Genomic DNA, 19,496 nt, shown 5'->3' on the forward strand with positions numbered 1-19,496 from the left:
AAGGAGGGGGAAATTGAATGAAGGCGAATGTCTAGAAAAGCTGGCTTGAGAGTCATTGTCCGTGGTTTTCCCCAGGACTTTAGTTAGAAACTGGTCTTATTCGGGTATAAAAAAAAGCCCGGTTCATCACCGGGCTTTTTTGTTGGAACTATTTCTTATACTTCAAGCAAGAGGCGCTCTGGATCTTCAACGTTCTCTTTGATGCGAACGAGGAAGCTAACCGCTTCTTTGCCATCGATGATTCTGTGATCGTAAGTCAAAGCGACGTACATCATTGGACGAACTTCAACTTTACCGTTGATCGCAACAGGGCGGTCTTGGATTTTGTGCAGACCCAAGATCGCGCTCTGAGGAGCGTTCAAGATCGGAGTCGACATCAAAGAGCCGAATACGCCACCATTCGTGATAGAGAATGTACCGCCGTTCAAATCATCCAAAGAGATTTTACCGTCGCGGCCTTTTCCTGCCAAGTCACGGATCGCAAGTTCTACACCTGCCAATGACAAATTGTCAGCATCCTTGATGTTAGGAACCATCAAGCCTTTTTCAGTCGATACTGCGATACCGATGTTGTAGTAGTTATGGAATTCGATGTCGTTACCAACGATCCATGCATTTACAGCAGGGAACTCTTTCAAAGCCTCAACAGCTGCTTTTACGAAGAAGCCATTGAAACCCAAGTTCACGCCATACTTTTCTTTGAACTTGTCTTTGTACTTCGCACGAAGCTCAGTCGCTTTAGACATATCGATTTCGTTGAAAGTAGTTAGCAAAGCAGCATTGTGCTGAGCTTGAACCAACTTTTCAGCGATACGCTTACGGATTGTTGTCATTGGAACCAGTTTCTTGTCGCCTTGCTTAGAAGGACCACGAGGAACTGGAACAACTGTTGGAGCTGCCGGGGCTTTTGCTTCTTTCGCAGCCGGAGCTGGTGCTGAAGTAGCAGATGGTGCCGCACCTGGCGTTGCTGTCAAAACATCACCTTTTGTCAGGCGACCATCTTTGCCAGTTCCAGCGATTGAAGAAGGATCCAAACCTTTTTCAGTCACGATTCTGTTCACAGCAGGGGACAAGTGTTGGTTCGCACCGCTTGTTGCACCTGCAGCTGGTTGTGGAGGTGGTGCTGCTGGCTTATCAAAAGCCGCGGCCGCCGCAGAAATCGCGCTAGTCACATTTGCATTGCCACTTGCTGCAGCGGGCTTGCCTTCAGTGTCGATGTAACCAACCGTCGCACCGATGAGGACGGTTTGACCTGCCGGAGTTGTGATGTGAAGAACGCCGTCGTTCTCTGCCACAACTTCAACGCTGGCTTTATCGGTTTCGATATTCATCAAGATCTCATTGCGCTTAACGAATTCGCCGTCTTTTTTTGTCCAGCTACCGATAGTAGCTTCACTGATAGATTCACCAACTGTGGGAATTTTTAAATCGATTTTCATTGCTGTTACCCCTTAAAGCATCCTTGAATAATTTCATTTTGATCAATTTGGTGTCTGTAAACGGAACCTGTCGCAGGTGAAGAGCGCTCTGGGCGTCCCACGTACTTCACTTCCAGTTTCAGACCTTCTTGTGCGATCGTCTCTACGAACTTGAAGTACACATTCTGGAAAGAACCCATGTTTTTCGGTTCTTCTTGAGCCCAGATCAAGTTCTTCAACTTCGGATAAGACTTAAGCACTTCTGCAATTTGTTTCGCCGGGAACGGGTAGACCTGTTCCACACGAATCAGTGCAACATTTTCTTTTTTGTTCTTTTCACGTTCTTCAAGCAAATCGTAGTAAAGCTTACCGCTGACAAACACTGCGGTGTCTACTTTCGATTTATCGACTGTGTCAGGAATCACTTCTTGGAATTGTCCATTTGCCAAGTCTTCCAAAGTGGAAACGGCTTTTGGATAACGAAGAAGCTTCTTCGGACTCATCACGATCATTGGCTTACGGAAATCACGCTTCATCTGACGACGAAGAGCATGGAAAATCTGCGCCGGAGTCGTCAGGTTCACAACCTGCATGTTGTTCTGAGCGCAAAGTTGTAAGAAACGCTCCATACGGGCTGAGCTATGCTCAGGTCCTTGGCCTTCGTATCCATGAGGAAGAAGAAGAACCAGACCGCACATTTGTTGCCACTTCGATTCGCCACTGCTCAAGAATTGGTCGATGATGATTTGCGCACCATTGGCGAAGTCACCGAACTGAGCTTCCCACAAAGTCAGGAATGTCGGATCGCAAATCGCGTTTCCGTACTCGTAACCAAGAACTGCGTACTCAGACAAGATAGAGTCATAAACACAGAACTCAACTTTGTCGCCGTTGACTTGATCAAGAGCAAAGTAAGACTCATTAGTTTTAACGTCGTACAAACCCGCATGACGGTGAGTAAACGTACCGCGTACGCAGTCTTGACCGGTCAAACGAACAGACGTGCCTTCGCTGAGGAGTGAGCCATAAGCCAAAAGTTCGCCCATGCCCCAATCGATAGGCTCTTTACCTGCAGCCATGTTTTTACGAGATTCCAAAAGTTTGATCAATTTTGGATGTGGCGTAAAGCTTGCTGGGTATTCACCCAATTTTGTGCCGATGTCTTTCAAAACCTTGATGTCCACTTTCGTGTTCACTGGTTTCAACATGTCATCGCCAGTGCCTTTACGAAGGCCCTTCCAGAAACCATCAAACTTGAATGGCTGGATTTTTGGCGGATTCTTTTTAGTTTCGTCGTAAACTTTTTGAAGAGCATCGAAACGCTCTTGGAAAGCATCGTCGTAGAATTTCTGATCAATCACATTTTCACGGATCAATTGCTTACCGTAGATCTCGCGCAATGTTGGGTGCTTCTTGATGATATCGTACATCAATGGCTGCGTGAATGCAGGTTCGTCACCCTCATTGTGACCAAATCTGCGGTAGCAGATCATGTTGATCACGATGTCACGGCCACGTTCTTGACGGAAGCGGATTGCGATGTCCATCGCGCGCACACAACCTTCTGCATCGTCACCGTTCACATGAATCACTGGAGTCGCCAAAACTTTTGCCGTGTCAGAAGCATAGTGAGAAGAACGACCGTTTTCTGGATTTGTCGTGAAGCCAACTTGGTTATCGACCACGATGTGGATTGTACCACCCACAGTGTAGCCTTTTACTTGCGACATTTGGAATGTCTCAAGGTTCACACCTTGAGAAGAGAACGCCGCGTCCCCGTGAATCAAAACAGGAACAACAGTCTTACGCTCTTTCGTATCTAGTCTGCGACGTTGAGCCGCACGAGCCATCCCAAGAACAACTGGATTTACCGCTTCCAAGTGAGAAGGGTTGAACGCCAAAGTCACTTGGCATTTGCCGTTTGGAGTGTCCTTTTGGGAGACATAACCCAAGTGGTATTTCACGTCGCCATCGAAGTCGTCGATTGGAACTGCAAGCTCTGTCGGTCCGTTGAAGTCTGCGAAGATATACTCTGTCGCTTTACCCATGAAGTTCGCAAGAACGTTCACGCGACCACGATGGGCCATACCGATCATGACTTCTTGAACTTTCAAACCAGTTCCGCGTTGAACCAATGTTTCAAGCATTGGCATCATGCCGTCAGCACCCTCGATCGAGAAGCGCTTTGTACCCACATAACGAGTGTGAATGAATTTTTCCAAAGCTTCGGCGCGATTTAGAGAAGTGAAAGTTTGTTTCTTCTCTTCGCCAGTCAGTTTGAAAGGGGAAGTTTCGAATTCTTTGATGAACCAGTTGCGAACTTCCGGAAGTGCTTCTGCCACTTGCACGCTGATCTTGCTGCAGTAGCAAGCGCGAAGGTGAGCGATGATTTCACGAAGGCTTGCGTTTGGCTTGCCAACGATTTTTCCGATTTGGAATTTTTGTTCCAAGTCTTTGTCAGAAAGATTGAAGCGACCTAAAGCCAATTGATCTGAAGGCGCCGGAGTGTTTGTGAGAGGATCAAGTTGCGCCTCGAAGTGACCGTAGTTACGGTACGCAGTGATCAAGTGATAAACATCGAGTTCTTTTTCAGAAAGACCAAGACTGCCCTCTTGACCAAACTCCAAACCTTGGAAGAAGTGTTGCCAGTCTTGGCTGACACTTTCAGGATTGGATTTGAATTGTTTGTAAAGCTCTTCAATAATTTCCAAATTAGCTCGGCTTGCAAAGTTCACGGCTTATGATCCTTTTTAGTTAGAAGCTATTTCCTAGAGCCAAATCCTTCGTTGTTCGTCCTAGCAGTACGCTATGTACAGCGTCGTCCTCACGCCTTGGCTTTGACTCTATGAAATAGCTTCAATTCTTAACCTCTGTTTTTTCAAAATCTCGAGTCGTCGTCACTGATTAATGCGCGGCAAAACACAAAGCTTTTGATAGACAGAAAACGCTCTTAGGATAATCCTTTTTGTGGCCTCTGAGAACCTGTATCGGTCACGATCCAGGGGCAAAATTTTCCTAAACCTTTGCAGGAGTTCAAGATGTACAAATTGGTGCTTATTCGCCACGGTGAGAGTCAGTGGAACCAAGAAAACCGCTTTACGGGCTGGCAGGACGTTGATCTTTCTGAGAAAGGTCGAGCGGAAGCTCTAAAAGGCGGCAAAGCTCTCAAGGACAAGGGCTTTTTGTTTGATGTGGCTTACACCAGTGTTTTGAAGCGTGCGATTCATACTCTTGATTACGTTTTGAATCAGGTAGACCAAGTGTGGCTTCCTGTGCACAAAGAGTGGCGCTTAAATGAGAGGCACTATGGAGCTTTGCAAGGTTTGAACAAAGCAGAGACCGCGGCTCGTCATGGCGAAGAACAAGTTAAAATCTGGCGTCGCAGTTATGACACTCCACCTCCAGCGATGGAGGTCAACGATCCTCGTCAACCGAGCAAGGACCCACGTTATAAAGGTGTCAATCCGAAGGATTTGCCAAACGGTGAGTCTTTGAAAGACACCGTTGCTCGATTCTTGCCACTTTGGAAAGAAACCATCGCGCCCGAGATCAAAGCTGGCAAAAAGGTTTTGATCGTAGCCCACGGAAATTCCATCCGTGCTTTGATGCAACACTTAGAAAACATGACTCCTGATGAAATTATGGGCGTGAATATGCCGACGGGAATCCCGATGGTGTACGAACTCGACAAGGACTTCAAAGTTTTGAATAAAGAATTCGTTGGCGACCCAGAAGAAGTGCGCGCGGCAATGGAAGCCGTCGCAAATCAAGGGAAGGCAAAGTAATGGCTTGGGTCTTCGCCTCTGAAAAGCAGAAAGCCTTATTTGGTCTGCTCGAAAAGTGCGGAGAACTTATCTATGGGGGCGGCCCAAAAGGTGCCGTCGCCAATTTGGTCGGTGAATTCACTGTCCGCAGAAATCATCACGGCGACGACCAACTCGATGTCGGAGACGGCACCTGCCATGTGCATATCGACTGGTCCCAAGTAAAACGCGTCGAAGTCAGCGACTACCATGGCGAAGGTATGCTGAGTTTCTTCAATGAAAAGGACTGTCTTTTCAAGTTATATAGAATGTCAGGTCCATGGCCGAAAGAAGTTGAGGCTTTTGCCGCAGTTTCTTTGCTGGATTAGACATTTTGTTCCGTTCTAGCGTCGCGGGAGCACGCGATTGGTGACCTCTGGGTAACCGGCATTTTTTTCTAACGCCATCAGATGACTCTTTTTTCACTTTATATACGTAGGTCCTCCCTATATACCCTCACTTTGTTTAGAAATCTTAAAAGGGAGGGTTTCTTGGATCGTCGTAGGTTTTTAAAAAGCACTACACTTGTCACTTCAATGTACTTTCTGTCGGGTCTTGTGCACCTTGGAACTAAAGGTGGCAAAGCCTTTGCGGTTACCAAAGAGGGCGTGAAGCTTCCACTCGAGCTTTGGACTGCCGAGATGATTCAAGCTTGGAAAGCTCTACCGAATCGTTTCCCAACTTCACTTTGGAAAACCTATCCTGAAGATTTGCGCGATCAGAACTCAGCAAGTCTTAGAAGTTTCGCGTGGGATTTCCGAAAAGCCGCTTTGGCAGTACCGAACTCGGGCCCCGAGCGCACCGCTCAATTGAAAGCTCTTGCTGCGAAAACTAAAGAGCAAATCGAGAAGCACATCGCCATCGACAGACAAAGTCCTGTTATTGCCCAAAGCACAGCACTTTTCATGAACCAAGCGGTCAGTTTTGACGCTGGGATTTCCGGTGCGGACGTATATCAAGCTCTCAGAAACGTCGTCACAGCTCTTTTCTTGCAAGACAGTCAAGGCGTGAAGGTCGGTCTTACAGACAGTATCACGGCTTACAGTCTTCTTTATCCGTACACCGACAACTACATTGATCAAGTTCTTAAAAAGACTTCTGATAAAATCAGCTTCGCAGAAAGATTCAGACTTCGTCTTGAAGGCAAGAATCCTCACGCCATCAATCAGCACGAAGAAAAAATCTTTGCCCTTGTCGAACTAGTAGAGCGCGAATATCCACGCGCGAACTATCCAGAAGTTTACAAAGCATTGCTTTTGATTCATGACCGTCAGGTTCAGAGCTTGTCTCGTCAGTCACAAAAAGACATTTCGAAATGGAGTGTTTCAGAGATTTTGGATCTTTCAATTCAAAAGGGTGGTGCTTCTGTTTTAGCGGATGCGTTCTTGGTAAACCCAGCAGCGAGCGAGAAAAACCTCAAGTTTGCTTACCAGCTTGGTTTTGTCTTGCAATTGATTGATGATTTGCAAGATGCCGCTCAAGACTTCGTGAACGGCGATGTAACTTTGTTCACGCACGCGATCTACCACCGCGAGTCTTTTGAGCCATTGGTTCTGAAGCTTATGCAAGCAGTGGAAGAGCTTAAAATCGAAAACCAGCTTTTCGCGGAATGCTGCTACTATTTGATTGCAGAAGGTTTAATGAATCTTCGTCAGTTGCCGGCTTACTACCCAGGTATGGGTTCTCGCGAATTCGAAGAAAGAGCAAAATACTTGGATCAGGCGATGCCATTCGTGTTGAAAGCGTCTTTCACAAAAGAGCTATCAACAAGATTCAAGGTTCATGTGCTTCGTTCAGCAGACGAGCGTATTGAAAAGCTCTTTGCAGAGCAATTCGATAAAGACCCAAGAACTTTCGCGGCACAATTGCAGGAAGTTTTGAGCCTTTAAGAGAGTCTGAAGAGATCGCAGATTTGTTGAGACAGTAATTTGAGGCAACAGATCTGCGCCCTAGAATTGTTTCGGTTTCATCACATTCGCGTGATTGGTGTCAAAATGTCTTGGCATTTGTGTTGCAAAGTGCGTTTTCGGCATCAAACCACAAAGGGGAAATCTATGAAAAAAGCGATCGTTATCAGTGTCCTAATGCTGCTTGGAGCTCAAGCTAACGCAGACATATTTTTGCAAGCGGGTGAATCTATCAGCTTGGGCCGCGACACCATTTATTGCGGCGTTCAGGAAAGAGAACCCAGCTACTATTGCACCATCGAAGCTACATTTGATGGAACGTTCTCGGGTGAGGGCAAAACGCAACTAGAGGCTGAGTTCAACGCGAAACAAGCCTGCAAAAAGGGCGGCAGAAACAACGGTTTCTTCTGCGACGAGAAGACTCTTACCTGCCAAAGAAGCGATTAGTCTTAAGAAAGCACTTAAAGCTAGTGAAACAACAAAACCGCTGACTTTTTAGTCGGCGGTTTTATACGCATCCATCGTTTCGACGGAAGTGCAGTAGCTTATTTTTTGCTATCAGTTTTTAAAATTCGCTGAGGCAGGCTCTTGAACGACGCGATTTCTCCGTTTTTAGATTCTAAGACCCAATAGCGATCAAACACTTTGCCCCACTCGGAAGGTGCTTGTGTTGCCCCAAGCCCATGCGCAATATCAGCCAGTGTTTCATGCTGCCAAGCGATCAATACGACTTTGCCGTCAAGCTCGCTGCTTTCTGAAAGCAATTGTACAAGGTCTGAAACTTGATCGCGATTAAAAGGGGTATGAAGCTCTAAACCGTAGGCTTCAGAGATCGGCTGTAAAGTTTGAATTGAGCGAATAGAGCCCTTTTTCTTATGCGGCTTCAGAGCGATCAAATGAGTGATACCTTCGTTTTGGAAAAGCGCAGGCAAGCCGTTGGCGCGTTCCCAGCCAATGTCTGAGAGTTCGGTGCCTTCGTTACCCGTTGGTTCTTCGCCATGGCGGATAAGGATGATCTTGCTAGGCATTGCATGCCCAACTGCTGTAAATGCCAATAATGCTAAAAATAGAAGTGTTTTCATAATAGGGGGATATTGCACAATCGGGTCCACTCCAAAATGAAATTATGGATACTTCATTGTCTAGTAAATTGACAGCTTAGCCAGTTTGCGACTCTTGAGCTGTGGCCATTCTTCATATTGACATAGCTTAGACCGGTTGAAGTACTATGGCTCATGATCGTATTTCTATCGATACTAAAAGTTCTCTTCGTAATTACTCTGATTTACTTTGCGGCTCTATACTTTTCCCAGGAGAGAATCATATTTTATCCTGAGAAAATTGAGCCGGAGTATACCTTTCGTTTCAAAAATAAATTTGAAGAAAAGTGGCTTCAAGTTCAAGACAGCAAAGTGCATAGTCTCTACTTTGAAGCTCCAAACGCGCCCGGGATTATTCTTTATTTTCACGGCAATGGTGGAGCTTTAGATACGTGGGGAGAACTTGCGAGTGATTATGTGGACCAAACAGGGTGGAGCATTTGGATCGTCGACTATCCTGGTTACGGAAAAAGCTCTGGTAAGATAACCTCCGAAGCCCAACTTCATGAAATGGCTGCCATCATGTATGATGAAGCCAAAAAGTTCGCGCCAAATCAGAAGGTTGTCCTCTATGGCAGGTCTTTAGGTTCAGGGCTTGCAACGCGATTGGCATCTGAAAAAACTGTGGACGGTGTGGTCCTCGAAACACCTTATTTTAACATTCGTGACCTTGCGTACTTTTATTATCCCTACGTTCCTTCTTTTATTCTTCGCTACAAATTTTCATCCAATGAGTGGGTGAAGAATATTAAAAGCCCGATTTTATTTATTCATGGAACCGACGATAGAATTATTCCTTACGCTGAGGGGAAGAAGCTTTTCGATATGACTCCGGGCCCAAAAGAGTTTTTTACGATCGAGGGCGGACAACATAACGCCCTTCCAACCTATAGTGAGTATTGGAAAACCCTCAAAAGATTTTTAGATCAATTGAGCGGTAAATCCAATACCCACTGACGTCGAATTTTACATTCTGGCTTCTTGGCCACCGAGTTCGCTGACTTTTTGGGTGCGCAGATTGTGCGTTTCAAAACTCTTTTCCTCAGGCGGACTTGTGAAACCACCCTTTACGCCTTCGCGCAAGCGAGGCATCAAGATATTGTCGCGGAACTGCAGCCAGCTATCTTTGGAATCATGAACAGCGATCACAGTCCAACCGCCTTCAGAGGGCCCTGCCGCGTGAAAGACTTGTCCTTTTGGCAGAGAGCTTGGATCTGGATGAACTGCCGCGAGGGTTGCATCGTATTGTTCTTGGGTGCCCTTAGGGAAAAAGTGGACGATACCATAAGCCATAAATACTCCTTTTTGTCCCAAGACTAGGGCTGATGTGTGGCCCGCGACAATCACTCCGATAAAAGCTTAGCAAGATACATTGCGGGACGTGGCGCCGTTCAGGGTCCACTGTTTATCGGCAAAATCAGGTGAATTGGCTGCAGTCTCTTACAGAGATATGAGGGGCGTCTCATTTCAAGAATGCATTTGTCGACAGGGTCGACAGGTGTTCAGAGGATCTACGTCCATTTTTGCTTGTCTTAGAGTTCATTTTCGACGTGAAAATAGCGCAGTTTTGACCACGGTCTAAGGGGAATTGGCTGGTATATTTAATGGGTGTCCAAAAGGGGAGGCGCGTATGAAACAGATCATGCTTATTTTGATGTTTTTGTTAGCAATGGTCCACGCTCAAGCTCAGTCCATTGAAAACGATCCATATTCCGAAGACCAAATCGACATGGATTTCCAGCAAGAGCAAGGGGCTACTCTTGAAAAAGAGCAAACAGCTGATACTCGTATGAAGATTGAGCTTAATCAATCGACTCCGACTGCCTTAGGAATGAGCGCCGAAGAGAAGCTTGCGTTGGACAACCAACGTCGTCAAAAGGCGATCCTGACCGAACTGTCTGGGAGCAGCGACCTTGTTAGAAACTGCATTACTCGCAACAATAAGTCCTTCCGTGGCACGCATATCACTTTAATGTGGGTCATCTCGCCGATGGGTAGAACTCAAAAAGCCAGCATCAAATCTACGGACATCGGTGACCTTGCCATCCGTGACTGCATCAAGCGCATTGCCGCTCGCTTCGATTTTAGCGATGCTGCTCATGGAAATCTGAAAAAATCTGTTGTCGAGTACACTTATAGATTCAACGGCAAATCTTCGAAAGCGGAAGCACACAATTCACAACCTGCTTCTTAATATTTCTGAAACCCACCGAAAGATTTTGCTCATTAAGTAGCAAGTCTTTCGGTGTCGGGTCCTCAAGCTCTTCTCAAAAACTTGCATAAGAAACGTGCTCATGGAAATTTTCAGAGAGCATCGCGATCGTTTTTATAAACATTGTTATATTTGATAATAAAGTTCAGTTAAGAAATCGTTTTCAATCCGCAACACTTTTTGTAGTCATGCACGCTCGATAACAAGGAAACTTTACATGAACCAGAGCGGCTCTCGCTTTGTTTTTTTTCACTGGTTTCCGAGAGAAGACGCAGGCATACTGTTTTTGTTATCTCCTTGGTATTTTGTTTCATATTACGGCCCTGTCAGCGGAGCGGAAGTTCAAGCGGAAGTTGGATACGGTTTCAGTGGTAGGCGGAAGTTGAAGTTGTAAGTTGTTTTGTCGGGGCCGTGTTTTTTTCTCTCTCAAATACTCAATCAATAAACCTAAAATTTTGTACTCTTGTTAAACCATTTCGTGGAATCTTCCAACGAACATGCGATTTGCTACGACATGTTTTTTCGAAAATAACTCTGTAAGAAATCCGGTCTCTCTACCGACTTTAACTGATTCAGAAATGAGTGTAGTGCTAAGAATGTAGGGAGACCGGTCTCTATGAGAGGAAGCCATGCGCGGTCAATCTGAAAGATCTGACTTTCTTTCAAGGTTTGAGAACTTCTTCAATGACTTTGAAAGAGATTACTTCAGCAAAGAAAGATCTTCAGTTGAAAAAACGCTAGATACCCCGCTGGAATACTCGCCGGAAGTGGATATAGAGGAATCTGAAAATGTATTTATGATATCCGTGGATTTGCCCGGATTAAAAAAGGACGAAATAAGAGTCGACGTAAATAAAAGTAAACTCCGCATATATGGAGAACGACGTCGCGAAACAAAAGAGGAAGAAAATACGTATTTCGAAAGAGTACACGGAAGATTTGTAAGGAACTTTACACTTCCACAATCGATCGATACAGAGAAGATCGAAGCGCATTTTGAAGATGGGGTACTTAAAGTTGTACTACCCAAAAAAGAAATTGCAGCACCTTACAAGGTGAAGGTTGAGACAGGAAGTTTAAAAGGTCTATTAAACCGCTTCCTGCACCGGGGCTCCAATAGGAGCCCTTAATTTTTAAAGACCAAACCACTTACAACGGAGTACCTCAATGATGAACGACAGATTTAAACTAAAAAAGATAATCTGGTCTATCGATGCCTTTGAGGAGAAAGAAGACCTGCAGGCCAAAGCAGCCCGAGTGCTCGGAGTTTTTCAAAATAAAACTTTTGCGCAAATCGAGCCTGTGTTTGTTCTTGGTTCAACCGAGCTTAATTGGCCGGTGGATTACAGCACGGATTGGATGCGGGATTTTCAAAACAACCTCCGAGGACATCTTGAAGAAGTCCTCTTAACGAGTGGCTTTCCACACATCTTAACGCCAAAAATTTTGATCGAGCCTCTGGCTTCAACAAGTGCTGCAGTCGAGAACCTTCTCGAGTACGCCTATAAAGAAAACGTCGATATGATTATTGTCAGCAGTCATGGACGACGGGGGCTAGATCGTTTCTTTTTAGGCAGCTTTGCCGAGACTCTGTTAGTGCACTCTAAGATTCCGGTTTTAGTGATTGGTTCTGGCATTAAGCTGGAACCTCAATTCAGTCATATCTTGTTCCCAACCGAATTTGGCGAGTACTCTCGGGAAATTTTCCGCCGAACTGTTTCTGTTGCAAAACAAATGAATGCCTCCGTGATGATCTATCACGTTGTGCCTATGCCAGCCAGAATCGTGATGGATACGGGATACTATCCGTCACTCTACGGTATTGAGGGCGAGATGGTGTCTTTAGAAGACTTCCTGCGGATTCAAAGTGAGCATCAAACTCGTCGGGCCGAGACCTGGGCTGAATGGGCGAAATCAGAAGGGGTTCAATGCACTTTCAAAGTCGAAATCGCTGGCGACACCGTTGACGATTTGATTTGCAATCAGGCGCTGGCTCAGAATTGCGATTTGATCATCATGGAAGGGCAGAGTGGTCCGATTAAAGTGGCACTTCTTGGCAGCATTGCGCGCAATGTGGTGCGGGCAGCTCCATGTCCAGTGATGATCTTCCCGCGTGATGCCCTGGTTGAAAAAGAGCAGGAAGCAGAAACAACAACTACAACCGCTGCGGAGCGTACCGGCCTTAACGGGACGCCCTCGCCGGATATGAGCTTCTCGAATAAGCTTACGGACGTCCGCGACTTTGAAATATAAAAGCTCCTTGCCAGGGGTCTTGAAGGTCGCTACAAAAAACATATGACGAATATGTTAGTGACCAACATTGGCGAATTATTGACTTTGGCTCCTGCAATGAAAAAAGAGGGGCGCAAGGTCACCGAGCATGATCTGGGGCTTGCGAAAAATCAGGCGATCTACATTGAAAAAGGTCGTGTCTCTTGGATTGGGTCACAAAAACAAATTCCAAAGCATTTGGCGAAACAAAAAAAGCTCAAAGAATTTTCTGCCAAGGGACTGACAGTATTGCCGGGGCTTGTAGAGTGCCACACGCATTTGGTGTTTGCTGGCAGCCGCGCGGCCGAGTTCGAGCTTCGCAATCAGGGCATGAGCTACCAAGAGATCGCAAAGCGCGGTGGCGGCATCCTCTCGACCATGAAACAAACCCGAGAGATGTCAGTGAAGGCCCTTAAAGGGATCTCGCAAGAGCGGGTGAACGAGTTTATCTCTCAGGGGGTCACGACTCTTGAGATTAAGTCTGGCTATGCCTTAGATGAAAAAAACGAAATCAAATGTTTGAAGGTGGCAAAGTCATTGGAAGGCCCTCGTATTGTGACGACCTTTTTAGGGGCTCATGCAAAGCCGCCAGAGTATGACTCTTACAAGGCCTACTTGGATTTCCTGCAAAAAAAGGTTTTGCCGCAAGTTAAAAAGCAAAAGCTTTCAAATCGTGTCGACGTCTACGTCGAAAAAGGTTTCTTTAGTCAGGAAGACTCGCGCGAGTTTCTAAAAGCAGCGCAAGGCATGGGCTTTGAAGTTCTTTTGCATGCCGATCAACTGACATTGAGTGGGGGCGCAGACTTGGGTGTCGAGCTCAATGCACTTTCCGGCGACCATCTCATTCAAATTGAAGAACCACAGGTTCAGAAGCTTGCCAAATCTCAGGTCACCTGTGTGCTTTTGCCAGCAGCGGACCTTTATATGAAGTGCAAGTACCCTCCAGCTAGAAAGCTTATCGATGCGGGTGCTCGTGTGGCGCTAGCGACGGACTTCAATCCCGGCACGTCACCAACTCAGGACGTGAACCTTGTTGGTTTATTGGCAAGGCTCGAGATGAAGATGACGTTGCCTGAAGTGATCTCTGCCTACACCGTGGGTGCCTCCTATGCTTTGAAGCTGCAATCAGAAGTAGGATCTTTGGAGGTTGGTAAGCATGCTGACTTTTTGTGCACGGACAAGGATTGGCAGCAGTTGTTCTACTCTATCGGAGAGCGTAGCCCGACCTTTGTCTACAAGAGTGGAGAGCTCATTTATTAGATATATTTGCGGTCATTAAATAACGCAATGAATCCTAAAATTTAAGAATCTTAAAAAAGTCTTTGAAAAACACAGGCAAGTATTCCTAGTCTTAGAACTTAAGAGATTCATTTCTTTTGAGGGGAAGGTCCATGAAGTCGTCTTATTCTACTTTGATGCAGTCGAAGTTTTTTAACCCGGCTTTTAATTCGGCGATATTCGACGGCCCGATCCGGATTTACTTTGCACAGTTCCATGAGTCTTTGGCTTTGAAGATCTACTTCATGATCCAACAGAAATTGAGCGAGCAAGTAACACGTGCCAAAGATATTTCTAAAGCTACCGGGGCTAATATTCTTGTTATGGTTTATCCTTCTGAAGAAAGCTTCTTAATGTCTTTCGAAGGGCAGAATCAAACCAGTCATCCTCTGGCTCTTGAGAAGTGGAATGAAGACGTTGTTGTGGGCCTACGTGGCCCCATCGATGATCAGCACCTAGACCTTTTGGTAGAGACTATCGGTCTTGCTATCCAAAACTGGAAACCTTCTCTGAAAGCAGTGCCAGAGCTTCAATTCGAAGCTTAATTCATGAAAACAAAATCCCTCAGAAGCAGTCGTGGTCAAGTGGTCGTGGAGTATGTTCTACTCCTTGTGATCGCAGTGGCCGTGGCAGCATTGATCACGCGAGAGCTGGTCAAAAGGGATCCTGAGAATCCTGGAATTCTGATCAACAAGTGGGACCAAATCTTAAAAACCATTGGGGAAGATCTCCCTGACAAATCGAACTAAGTTTAAGAATCGAACAAAGCCACAGTCCTTCGTCGACTGAATAGTAAGGTTTCAACTCGCCCTTGGATTTGCTTTTCGCGAAATTCCTGTTCCAGCCTGTTAAGAAATTTTTTTCGACCGATAAAAGTCTATGCGCTCTTTTCGAACGGAAAACACTTTCATGCAGCTGCTTGTTGGGGCTTTAAGTCTCTGCGCTATTTTCTTTTTACAAGCTTGCGGAGCGGGTACCGGAAAAAACAAAAATATTCCTGACGATCCTTTGGCTCAACTTATTCCTTATTGGGCAGAAATCATTTACACATCCAACGGAGTGCCTGCGATACTGTCGCCTCCATTTCTAACAACACAAAATATTCTTGCAGATATGGGCACTGGCAGTTGCAGTAGTAACACCATGGAAATCATCTTCCGTGGTTCTTACAATCCTGAAAATATCAGCGATCTGATTTTAAGCGGGCTTACAGCCACAGGCGATTTCTCGGGAAACTCTTTTACTTTCACAGCTTGCATGGCACCGGGCTCAGCCAATGTCACTATCACTGCTTATGATAAAGAGGGGAAAGCGGTTCGCTTTCCATTAGCGGTTTCTTTGAATGCGATGACATCTATTAGGACGATGGGATTTGGTCATCCACGCTATCCAACCACTGGATTTATTTTGGGCAGTGCCGCTGGAAAACAAAGTGGCAGTCATATTCATATGGATTCTTTTGCAGCGAAACCCGCGGTTTCAACAGGCAATACGGGCTACACCATGGAGATTGGTTTTGTGAACTCGGTTCATCAAACCAGTCCTTAGGAGACTTTTATGAAAAAACACCTAACATTTTTAGCATTCTTACTTTCAGTTTCTTCAGCCTCGGCGCAGTACTTTAACAACCGTGCAGTGGTTCAGGGTTTTTTAAAGCAAGGAACTGCGGCTTTGAATGATGCTGGTGGATACCCAATGCGTTTTATCGTCAAGCGTGGCAGCAGCGATGTGTGGTGCCAGACTTCGGCGACTCCAGTGCCGGTGGTGAATGGGATCTTCAACGTAATTCTTTCGGGCAGTGCAAACTGCAATAGTCTAAACAGTTCTTTTAGTCCTGCGACTTTTGCGCACTCTTCAAATGGTGATGCTTTCAGTTTTGATGTTATTGTCGATATCAGCAAAGACGGTTTCGGTGGCAGTGATGATGCTACGTTTGCCGGGATCGACATCGTGTCTTCACCTCTTGCGATGTATGCGAATTCTGCGAACAACGCATTGACCGCTGTGACAGCCACAAACGCGACCAACGCCACGACAGCGGCTACGGCGACAAATGCAACGACTGCTGGTACAGCAACGACCGCTGGCAATGTCACAGGTGTTGTGGCCATTGCAAATGGCGGAACCGGCGCAACTACTGCAAGTGCAGCTCGTACGGCTTTGGGGCTTGGTACTGTTGCGGCTTTGAATACCAATGGCAATGCGAATCAGTTTTTAAAAGGCGACGGAACTTGGGGTGCCGCCGGCGGTGCAGCGCCTGTAACGAGTGTCGCTGGTAAAACAGGGGCTGTGACTTTGACAAGCACTGATATCGGCGGTCTTGGAACGGCAGCGACGATGGCGGCAACCGCGTTTATGCAAGGAAGTAACAACCTATCAGACGTTGCGGATGCGAGTGCCGCAAGAACAAACTTAAATGCGGCAGCCAAAGGTGCAAACACCGATATTACTTCAGTGGCCTTAACGGGCGCGGGAACTGCTTTGACTGTGACTAACGATGCAACAGTTGGTGGGACTCTCGCGGTTACTGGTGGAGTGACAGGGAATCTGACCGGAAATGTTGCAGGTAATGTCACGGGTAATTTGACGGGCAATGTCTCTGGAAATGTTACCGGGAATGTTACTGGCAACGTGACAGGGATAGCTCGTCAAGCGAACTCGCAAGTGGCGTTGACTACTGGGGGCTCTGCAACGGCCTACACTTTGACGTTGTCTCCAGCAATTTCTGCAGGCCCTGTTGCGGGCACAACGGTCTCTTTTAAAGCTCACGCAACCAATACGGGTGCAGCCACTTTAAATGTCGACGGTACCGGAGCTAAAAACTTGGTCAGTAAAAGAACGGGGCTAAGCCTCGTGGCTGGTGATTTGGTCGGAAATAGTTTTGTGTCTGCAGTTTATGACGGTACCAGCTGGCAAGTGGATATTCCGAATCTGTACTTTGCAGTAACGGCTTTGAACTGTGGTGGCTCGGCTGGGACGAATAACACGGTCACATGCCCTAATATCACGGCTGCGAATGTCAACGCAGGGGACATGGTCCACTGTTCTCCGTCAGCGGATCCAGCCAACAAAGTTAATTGGAGTGCGCGCGCGGCGGCTGGAAGTATTTCTATTCGTTTGGCATGCAGCAACAATAGCTCTGCCTGCACACTGACCAACGTAAACTGGAAGTGCGTGGTTATGAAATAGTCCCTGTTTAGGCTAGCGACTATTGATTTTCGTCGGGAAACTTCATCAAATAAGAACATGCAAAACAAAGAAGTGGATATTCTGGTTGTTGGGGCCGGTATTATAGGTACCGCCATTGGGGCTGAACTTTCTCGTCGTGGTGCTAAGGTCTGCGTGATCGACAAGGGCCAAGTCGGAAAAGGCTGTTCTTACGGAAATGCTGGTTGGATGACTCCGTGTTTTTCAATGCCGTTGCCAATGCCAGGGATGCTTTTAAAGTCCATGAAATGGCTGATGGATCCAAAGAGTCCGCTCTACATTAAACCGTCATTGTCGTTGGACTTGGCGAATTGGCTTTTCAAATTCATGCAGGCCATGAATGAAACTCAAGCAAAGCGCGCCGTTGATTGCTTAGTCGTTCTTTCGCAAAAAAGTCTTACTGAGTATGAAAAGCTTGGGCAGAAGTATCCTGAAATGCGTTTTGAACAAAAAGGTCTTTTGATGGTCAGTCGTACACCCGCAGGTGTCGCGGCCGCGGTCGAAGAGCTCAACTACGTCAAAGAGTTGGGAGTTCCCGGAAAAGTTTTGAATCCCGATGATATCGCAGCGATGGAACCCGCATTGAAGAGTCCACTTCTTGGTGGTGTCTATTTCTCACACGAAGCAATGGCAGAACCGTTTCAAGTCGTGCAGGCATTCGCAAAAGAAATCCGTCTTCACGGCGGCGAAATTCTCGAGAACACCGAACTTGTAGATCTTGAGATTGCTGATAATAAGATTGAAAAAGTTCTGACCTCTCAAGGAGAGATCAAAGCAAAGCAAGTCATCATGGCAACCGGCAGCTGGTCTAAGTCATTGGCAAAGATGCTTCGTTTGCGTGTACCTATTTTGGGTGGCAAAGGCTACGCCATGATTGTTCCGCCGTTAGCAAAACAACCGAAATATCCAATGATGTTGGTTGAAAAGAAAATCGCTGTGACTCCTCGGCAGAACTCATTGCGTATTGCAGGGACTTTAGAACTTGTTGATCAGGATTTTTCTATCACGCAAAAGCGGGTAGAGAATATCAAACAAGGCGCTCGTGAATTTTTAGATCTGCCGGAAGAGTTGCAAGTGCAAGAGCTATGGGCGGGGCTTCGTCCATGTACTCCGGATGGAGTGCCTTTGATTGGCTATCACAAAAACATTTCGAATTTGGTCTTAGCTGTTGGACATCAGATGCTGGGTCTGCAAAGTGGAGCCGGCACAGGGCTGTTGGTAGCAGATCTGGTCGAAGGCAAAAAGCCTTTTGTGGACCTCAGTGTGCTGGACGCGAATCGTTTCTAGACTTTTACGATCATTTTCATCAATGATTTATAAAACGGCGACTTGCTAAACATGTCGGGATCCCGACGCATTTTGCATTGGTGAGTAGAATCCGTGCCTTAATTCATTTTTCTCAAAATGAGTCGACATAAATTTCAAACTTTATCTCAGGATCTAACCGGGAACGCGGTTTTATAGCATTTGGCGGCCCGCGGATGGCACGACCCTTGTAACTAAGTGCCATGGTGAGGACGTTTATGCAAACTATAATGAGTGTTCTATTGATTGTGTTATGGGCGCCAATCAGTTTGGCACAGACCGAGGCGACTGAATTCCAAAACTTAGAAGTGGAAATGGCAGATATACATGCTGATACCACTAAAGAGGAAGCGGAAGAAGCCAAGGAATTTGCTCGTAAAGAAAAACAGCGTCAGGCTGAATTAAAGGCTGAGGCTCAAGAGTCTATTCGTGAATCAAAGGCTCTAGAGACCCGCGCGAAAAAAGAAGCTGCTGTAGCTCAAAGGGAAGCTGAGAAAAACAAAAAGCTTGCTGATGGCTACGAAAAGCAAATTCGTGAGTTGATGCTTAAAAAGCACGATTCCGAAAAGAAAATTCGCGAGTCTGAAAAGGCAAAGCTGAAAGCTGAAAAACGCCGTGAAACTTTGATGGCGCAAAAAGCTGAAGCAACTCGTAAGGCCAAAGAGCTTACAGAGAAGACGCGTACTTCAAGTCTAGCTTTGAAAAAAGCAGAGGCTGCGTTGAGAATCGCTGAGACCGAAGCGAAGATAGCAGGCAAACGCTATAAAGAGACTCAGACGAAATATGCTCAAGCACAAAAGCTGACTGCGAAGAAAATTAAGATCGCAAAAGCTAAAGAAGCTCAGCTTAAAGCTGAGGCTAATAAGAAAAAACTCGCAAAACGCAAATTGGATAAATCCATTGCTTCATTGTCTGACGAGTAAGTTAGAAAACCAAAGTTAGAGATGTAAAAAAAGAGTGCTTGAGAAAGCACTCTTTTTTGTTTTTTGTCTTAA

Annotated in this window: 19 protein-coding genes; 15 read left to right on the plus strand and 4 right to left on the minus strand. The window is 46.1% G+C overall.

Annotation, left to right across the window (positions count from 1 at the left end):
* Window positions 1–155: 155 nt before the first annotated feature.
* Together odhB and ACLWBB_RS05535 are read right to left on the minus strand one after the other, a co-directional pair.
* The gene (odhB, locus tag ACLWBB_RS05530; protein WP_413290578.1) at window positions 156–1,439 is read right to left on the minus strand and encodes a 2-oxoglutarate dehydrogenase complex dihydrolipoyllysine-residue succinyltransferase; all 1,284 of its coding nucleotides are present in this window, start codon (window positions 1,437–1,439) and stop codon (window positions 156–158) included.
* A gap of 5 nt (window positions 1,440–1,444) precedes the next feature.
* Window positions 1,445–4,153, minus strand: coding sequence for a 2-oxoglutarate dehydrogenase E1 component (locus ACLWBB_RS05535; RefSeq protein ID WP_413290579.1), 2,709 nt, complete (start codon window positions 4,151–4,153; stop codon window positions 1,445–1,447).
* Between the two features lie 303 nt (window positions 4,154–4,456).
* Here ACLWBB_RS05535 and gpmA point away from each other — a divergent pair, with 303 nt between their 5' ends.
* From gpmA to ACLWBB_RS05555, 4 genes are all read left to right on the plus strand, one after another.
* Entirely contained in the window at window positions 4,457–5,203 is a 747-nt protein-coding gene (gpmA, locus tag ACLWBB_RS05540) for a 2,3-diphosphoglycerate-dependent phosphoglycerate mutase (RefSeq protein ID WP_413290580.1), read from the plus strand.
* A complete protein-coding gene (locus tag ACLWBB_RS05545; protein WP_413290581.1) occupies window positions 5,203–5,550 on the plus strand; it encodes a hypothetical protein in 348 nt (115 codons plus the stop codon). The genes gpmA and ACLWBB_RS05545 overlap by 1 nt, the downstream gene beginning before the upstream one ends.
* 207 nt (window positions 5,551–5,757) lie before the next feature.
* Window positions 5,758–7,110 carry a class 1 isoprenoid biosynthesis enzyme gene (locus tag ACLWBB_RS05550; protein ID WP_413290583.1) on the plus strand — a complete coding sequence of 451 codons (1,353 nt, stop codon included), beginning with the start codon at window positions 5,758–5,760 and terminating at the stop codon, window positions 7,108–7,110.
* 165 nt (window positions 7,111–7,275) lie between these two features.
* Window positions 7,276–7,575, plus strand: coding sequence for a hypothetical protein (locus tag ACLWBB_RS05555; protein WP_413290585.1), 300 nt, complete (start codon window positions 7,276–7,278; stop codon window positions 7,573–7,575).
* Window positions 7,576–7,673: 98 nt separating this feature from the next.
* On the opposite strand, the gene ACLWBB_RS05560 is transcribed toward ACLWBB_RS05555, so the two are convergent.
* Window positions 7,674–8,210, minus strand: a complete 537-nt coding sequence (locus ACLWBB_RS05560; RefSeq protein WP_413290587.1) for a histidine phosphatase family protein — start codon at window positions 8,208–8,210, stop codon at window positions 7,674–7,676.
* A gap of 153 nt (window positions 8,211–8,363) precedes the next feature.
* Between ACLWBB_RS05560 and ACLWBB_RS05565 the strand changes: the two genes are divergently transcribed.
* A complete protein-coding gene (locus ACLWBB_RS05565) occupies window positions 8,364–9,185 on the plus strand; it encodes an alpha/beta hydrolase (protein ID WP_413290589.1) in 822 nt (273 codons plus the stop codon).
* A gap of 9 nt (window positions 9,186–9,194) precedes the next feature.
* Here ACLWBB_RS05565 and ACLWBB_RS05570 read toward each other — a convergent pair whose 3' ends face one another.
* Window positions 9,195–9,521 carry a hypothetical protein gene (locus tag ACLWBB_RS05570; protein WP_413290591.1) on the minus strand — a complete coding sequence of 109 codons (327 nt, stop codon included), beginning with the start codon at window positions 9,519–9,521 and terminating at the stop codon, window positions 9,195–9,197.
* Between the two features lie 337 nt (window positions 9,522–9,858).
* Here ACLWBB_RS05570 and ACLWBB_RS05575 point away from each other — a divergent pair, with 337 nt between their 5' ends.
* From ACLWBB_RS05575 to ACLWBB_RS05620, 10 genes are all read left to right on the plus strand, one after another.
* Window positions 9,859–10,422 carry a hypothetical protein gene (locus tag ACLWBB_RS05575; RefSeq protein ID WP_413290593.1) on the plus strand — a complete coding sequence of 188 codons (564 nt, stop codon included), beginning with the start codon at window positions 9,859–9,861 and terminating at the stop codon, window positions 10,420–10,422.
* A gap of 647 nt (window positions 10,423–11,069) precedes the next feature.
* Window positions 11,070–11,570, plus strand: coding sequence for an Hsp20/alpha crystallin family protein (locus ACLWBB_RS05580; protein WP_413290595.1), 501 nt, complete (start codon window positions 11,070–11,072; stop codon window positions 11,568–11,570).
* Window positions 11,571–11,607: 37 nt separating this feature from the next.
* Window positions 11,608–12,693, plus strand: a complete 1,086-nt coding sequence (locus tag ACLWBB_RS05585; RefSeq protein WP_413290597.1) for a universal stress protein — start codon at window positions 11,608–11,610, stop codon at window positions 12,691–12,693.
* A gap of 42 nt (window positions 12,694–12,735) precedes the next feature.
* Window positions 12,736–13,971 carry an imidazolonepropionase gene (gene hutI / locus ACLWBB_RS05590; RefSeq protein WP_413290599.1) on the plus strand — a complete coding sequence of 412 codons (1,236 nt, stop codon included), beginning with the start codon at window positions 12,736–12,738 and terminating at the stop codon, window positions 13,969–13,971.
* 131 nt (window positions 13,972–14,102) lie between these two features.
* Window positions 14,103–14,534, plus strand: a complete 432-nt coding sequence (locus tag ACLWBB_RS05595; RefSeq protein WP_413290601.1) for a hypothetical protein — start codon at window positions 14,103–14,105, stop codon at window positions 14,532–14,534.
* Between the two features lie 3 nt (window positions 14,535–14,537).
* On the plus strand, window positions 14,538–14,738 hold the full coding sequence (locus tag ACLWBB_RS05600; protein ID WP_413290603.1) for a hypothetical protein: 201 nt from the start codon (window positions 14,538–14,540) through the stop codon (window positions 14,736–14,738).
* Window positions 14,739–14,898: 160 nt separating this feature from the next.
* Window positions 14,899–15,537 carry a hypothetical protein gene (locus ACLWBB_RS05605; RefSeq protein WP_413290605.1) on the plus strand — a complete coding sequence of 213 codons (639 nt, stop codon included), beginning with the start codon at window positions 14,899–14,901 and terminating at the stop codon, window positions 15,535–15,537.
* Window positions 15,538–15,546: 9 nt separating this feature from the next.
* Window positions 15,547–17,178, plus strand: coding sequence for a hypothetical protein (locus tag ACLWBB_RS05610; RefSeq protein ID WP_413290607.1), 1,632 nt, complete (start codon window positions 15,547–15,549; stop codon window positions 17,176–17,178).
* A 57-nt stretch (window positions 17,179–17,235) separates the two neighbouring features.
* Window positions 17,236–18,483 carry an NAD(P)/FAD-dependent oxidoreductase gene (locus ACLWBB_RS05615; protein WP_413290609.1) on the plus strand — a complete coding sequence of 416 codons (1,248 nt, stop codon included), beginning with the start codon at window positions 17,236–17,238 and terminating at the stop codon, window positions 18,481–18,483.
* Between the two features lie 236 nt (window positions 18,484–18,719).
* A complete protein-coding gene (locus ACLWBB_RS05620; RefSeq protein WP_413290611.1) occupies window positions 18,720–19,424 on the plus strand; it encodes a hypothetical protein in 705 nt (234 codons plus the stop codon).
* Window positions 19,425–19,496: the final 72 nt, after the last annotated feature.

Origin of the sequence: Bdellovibrio sp. HCB337, assembly GCF_047302465.1 — a bacterium.
In the GTDB taxonomy this organism is placed as follows: Bacteria; Bdellovibrionota; Bdellovibrionia; order Bdellovibrionales; family Bdellovibrionaceae; genus JACMRP01.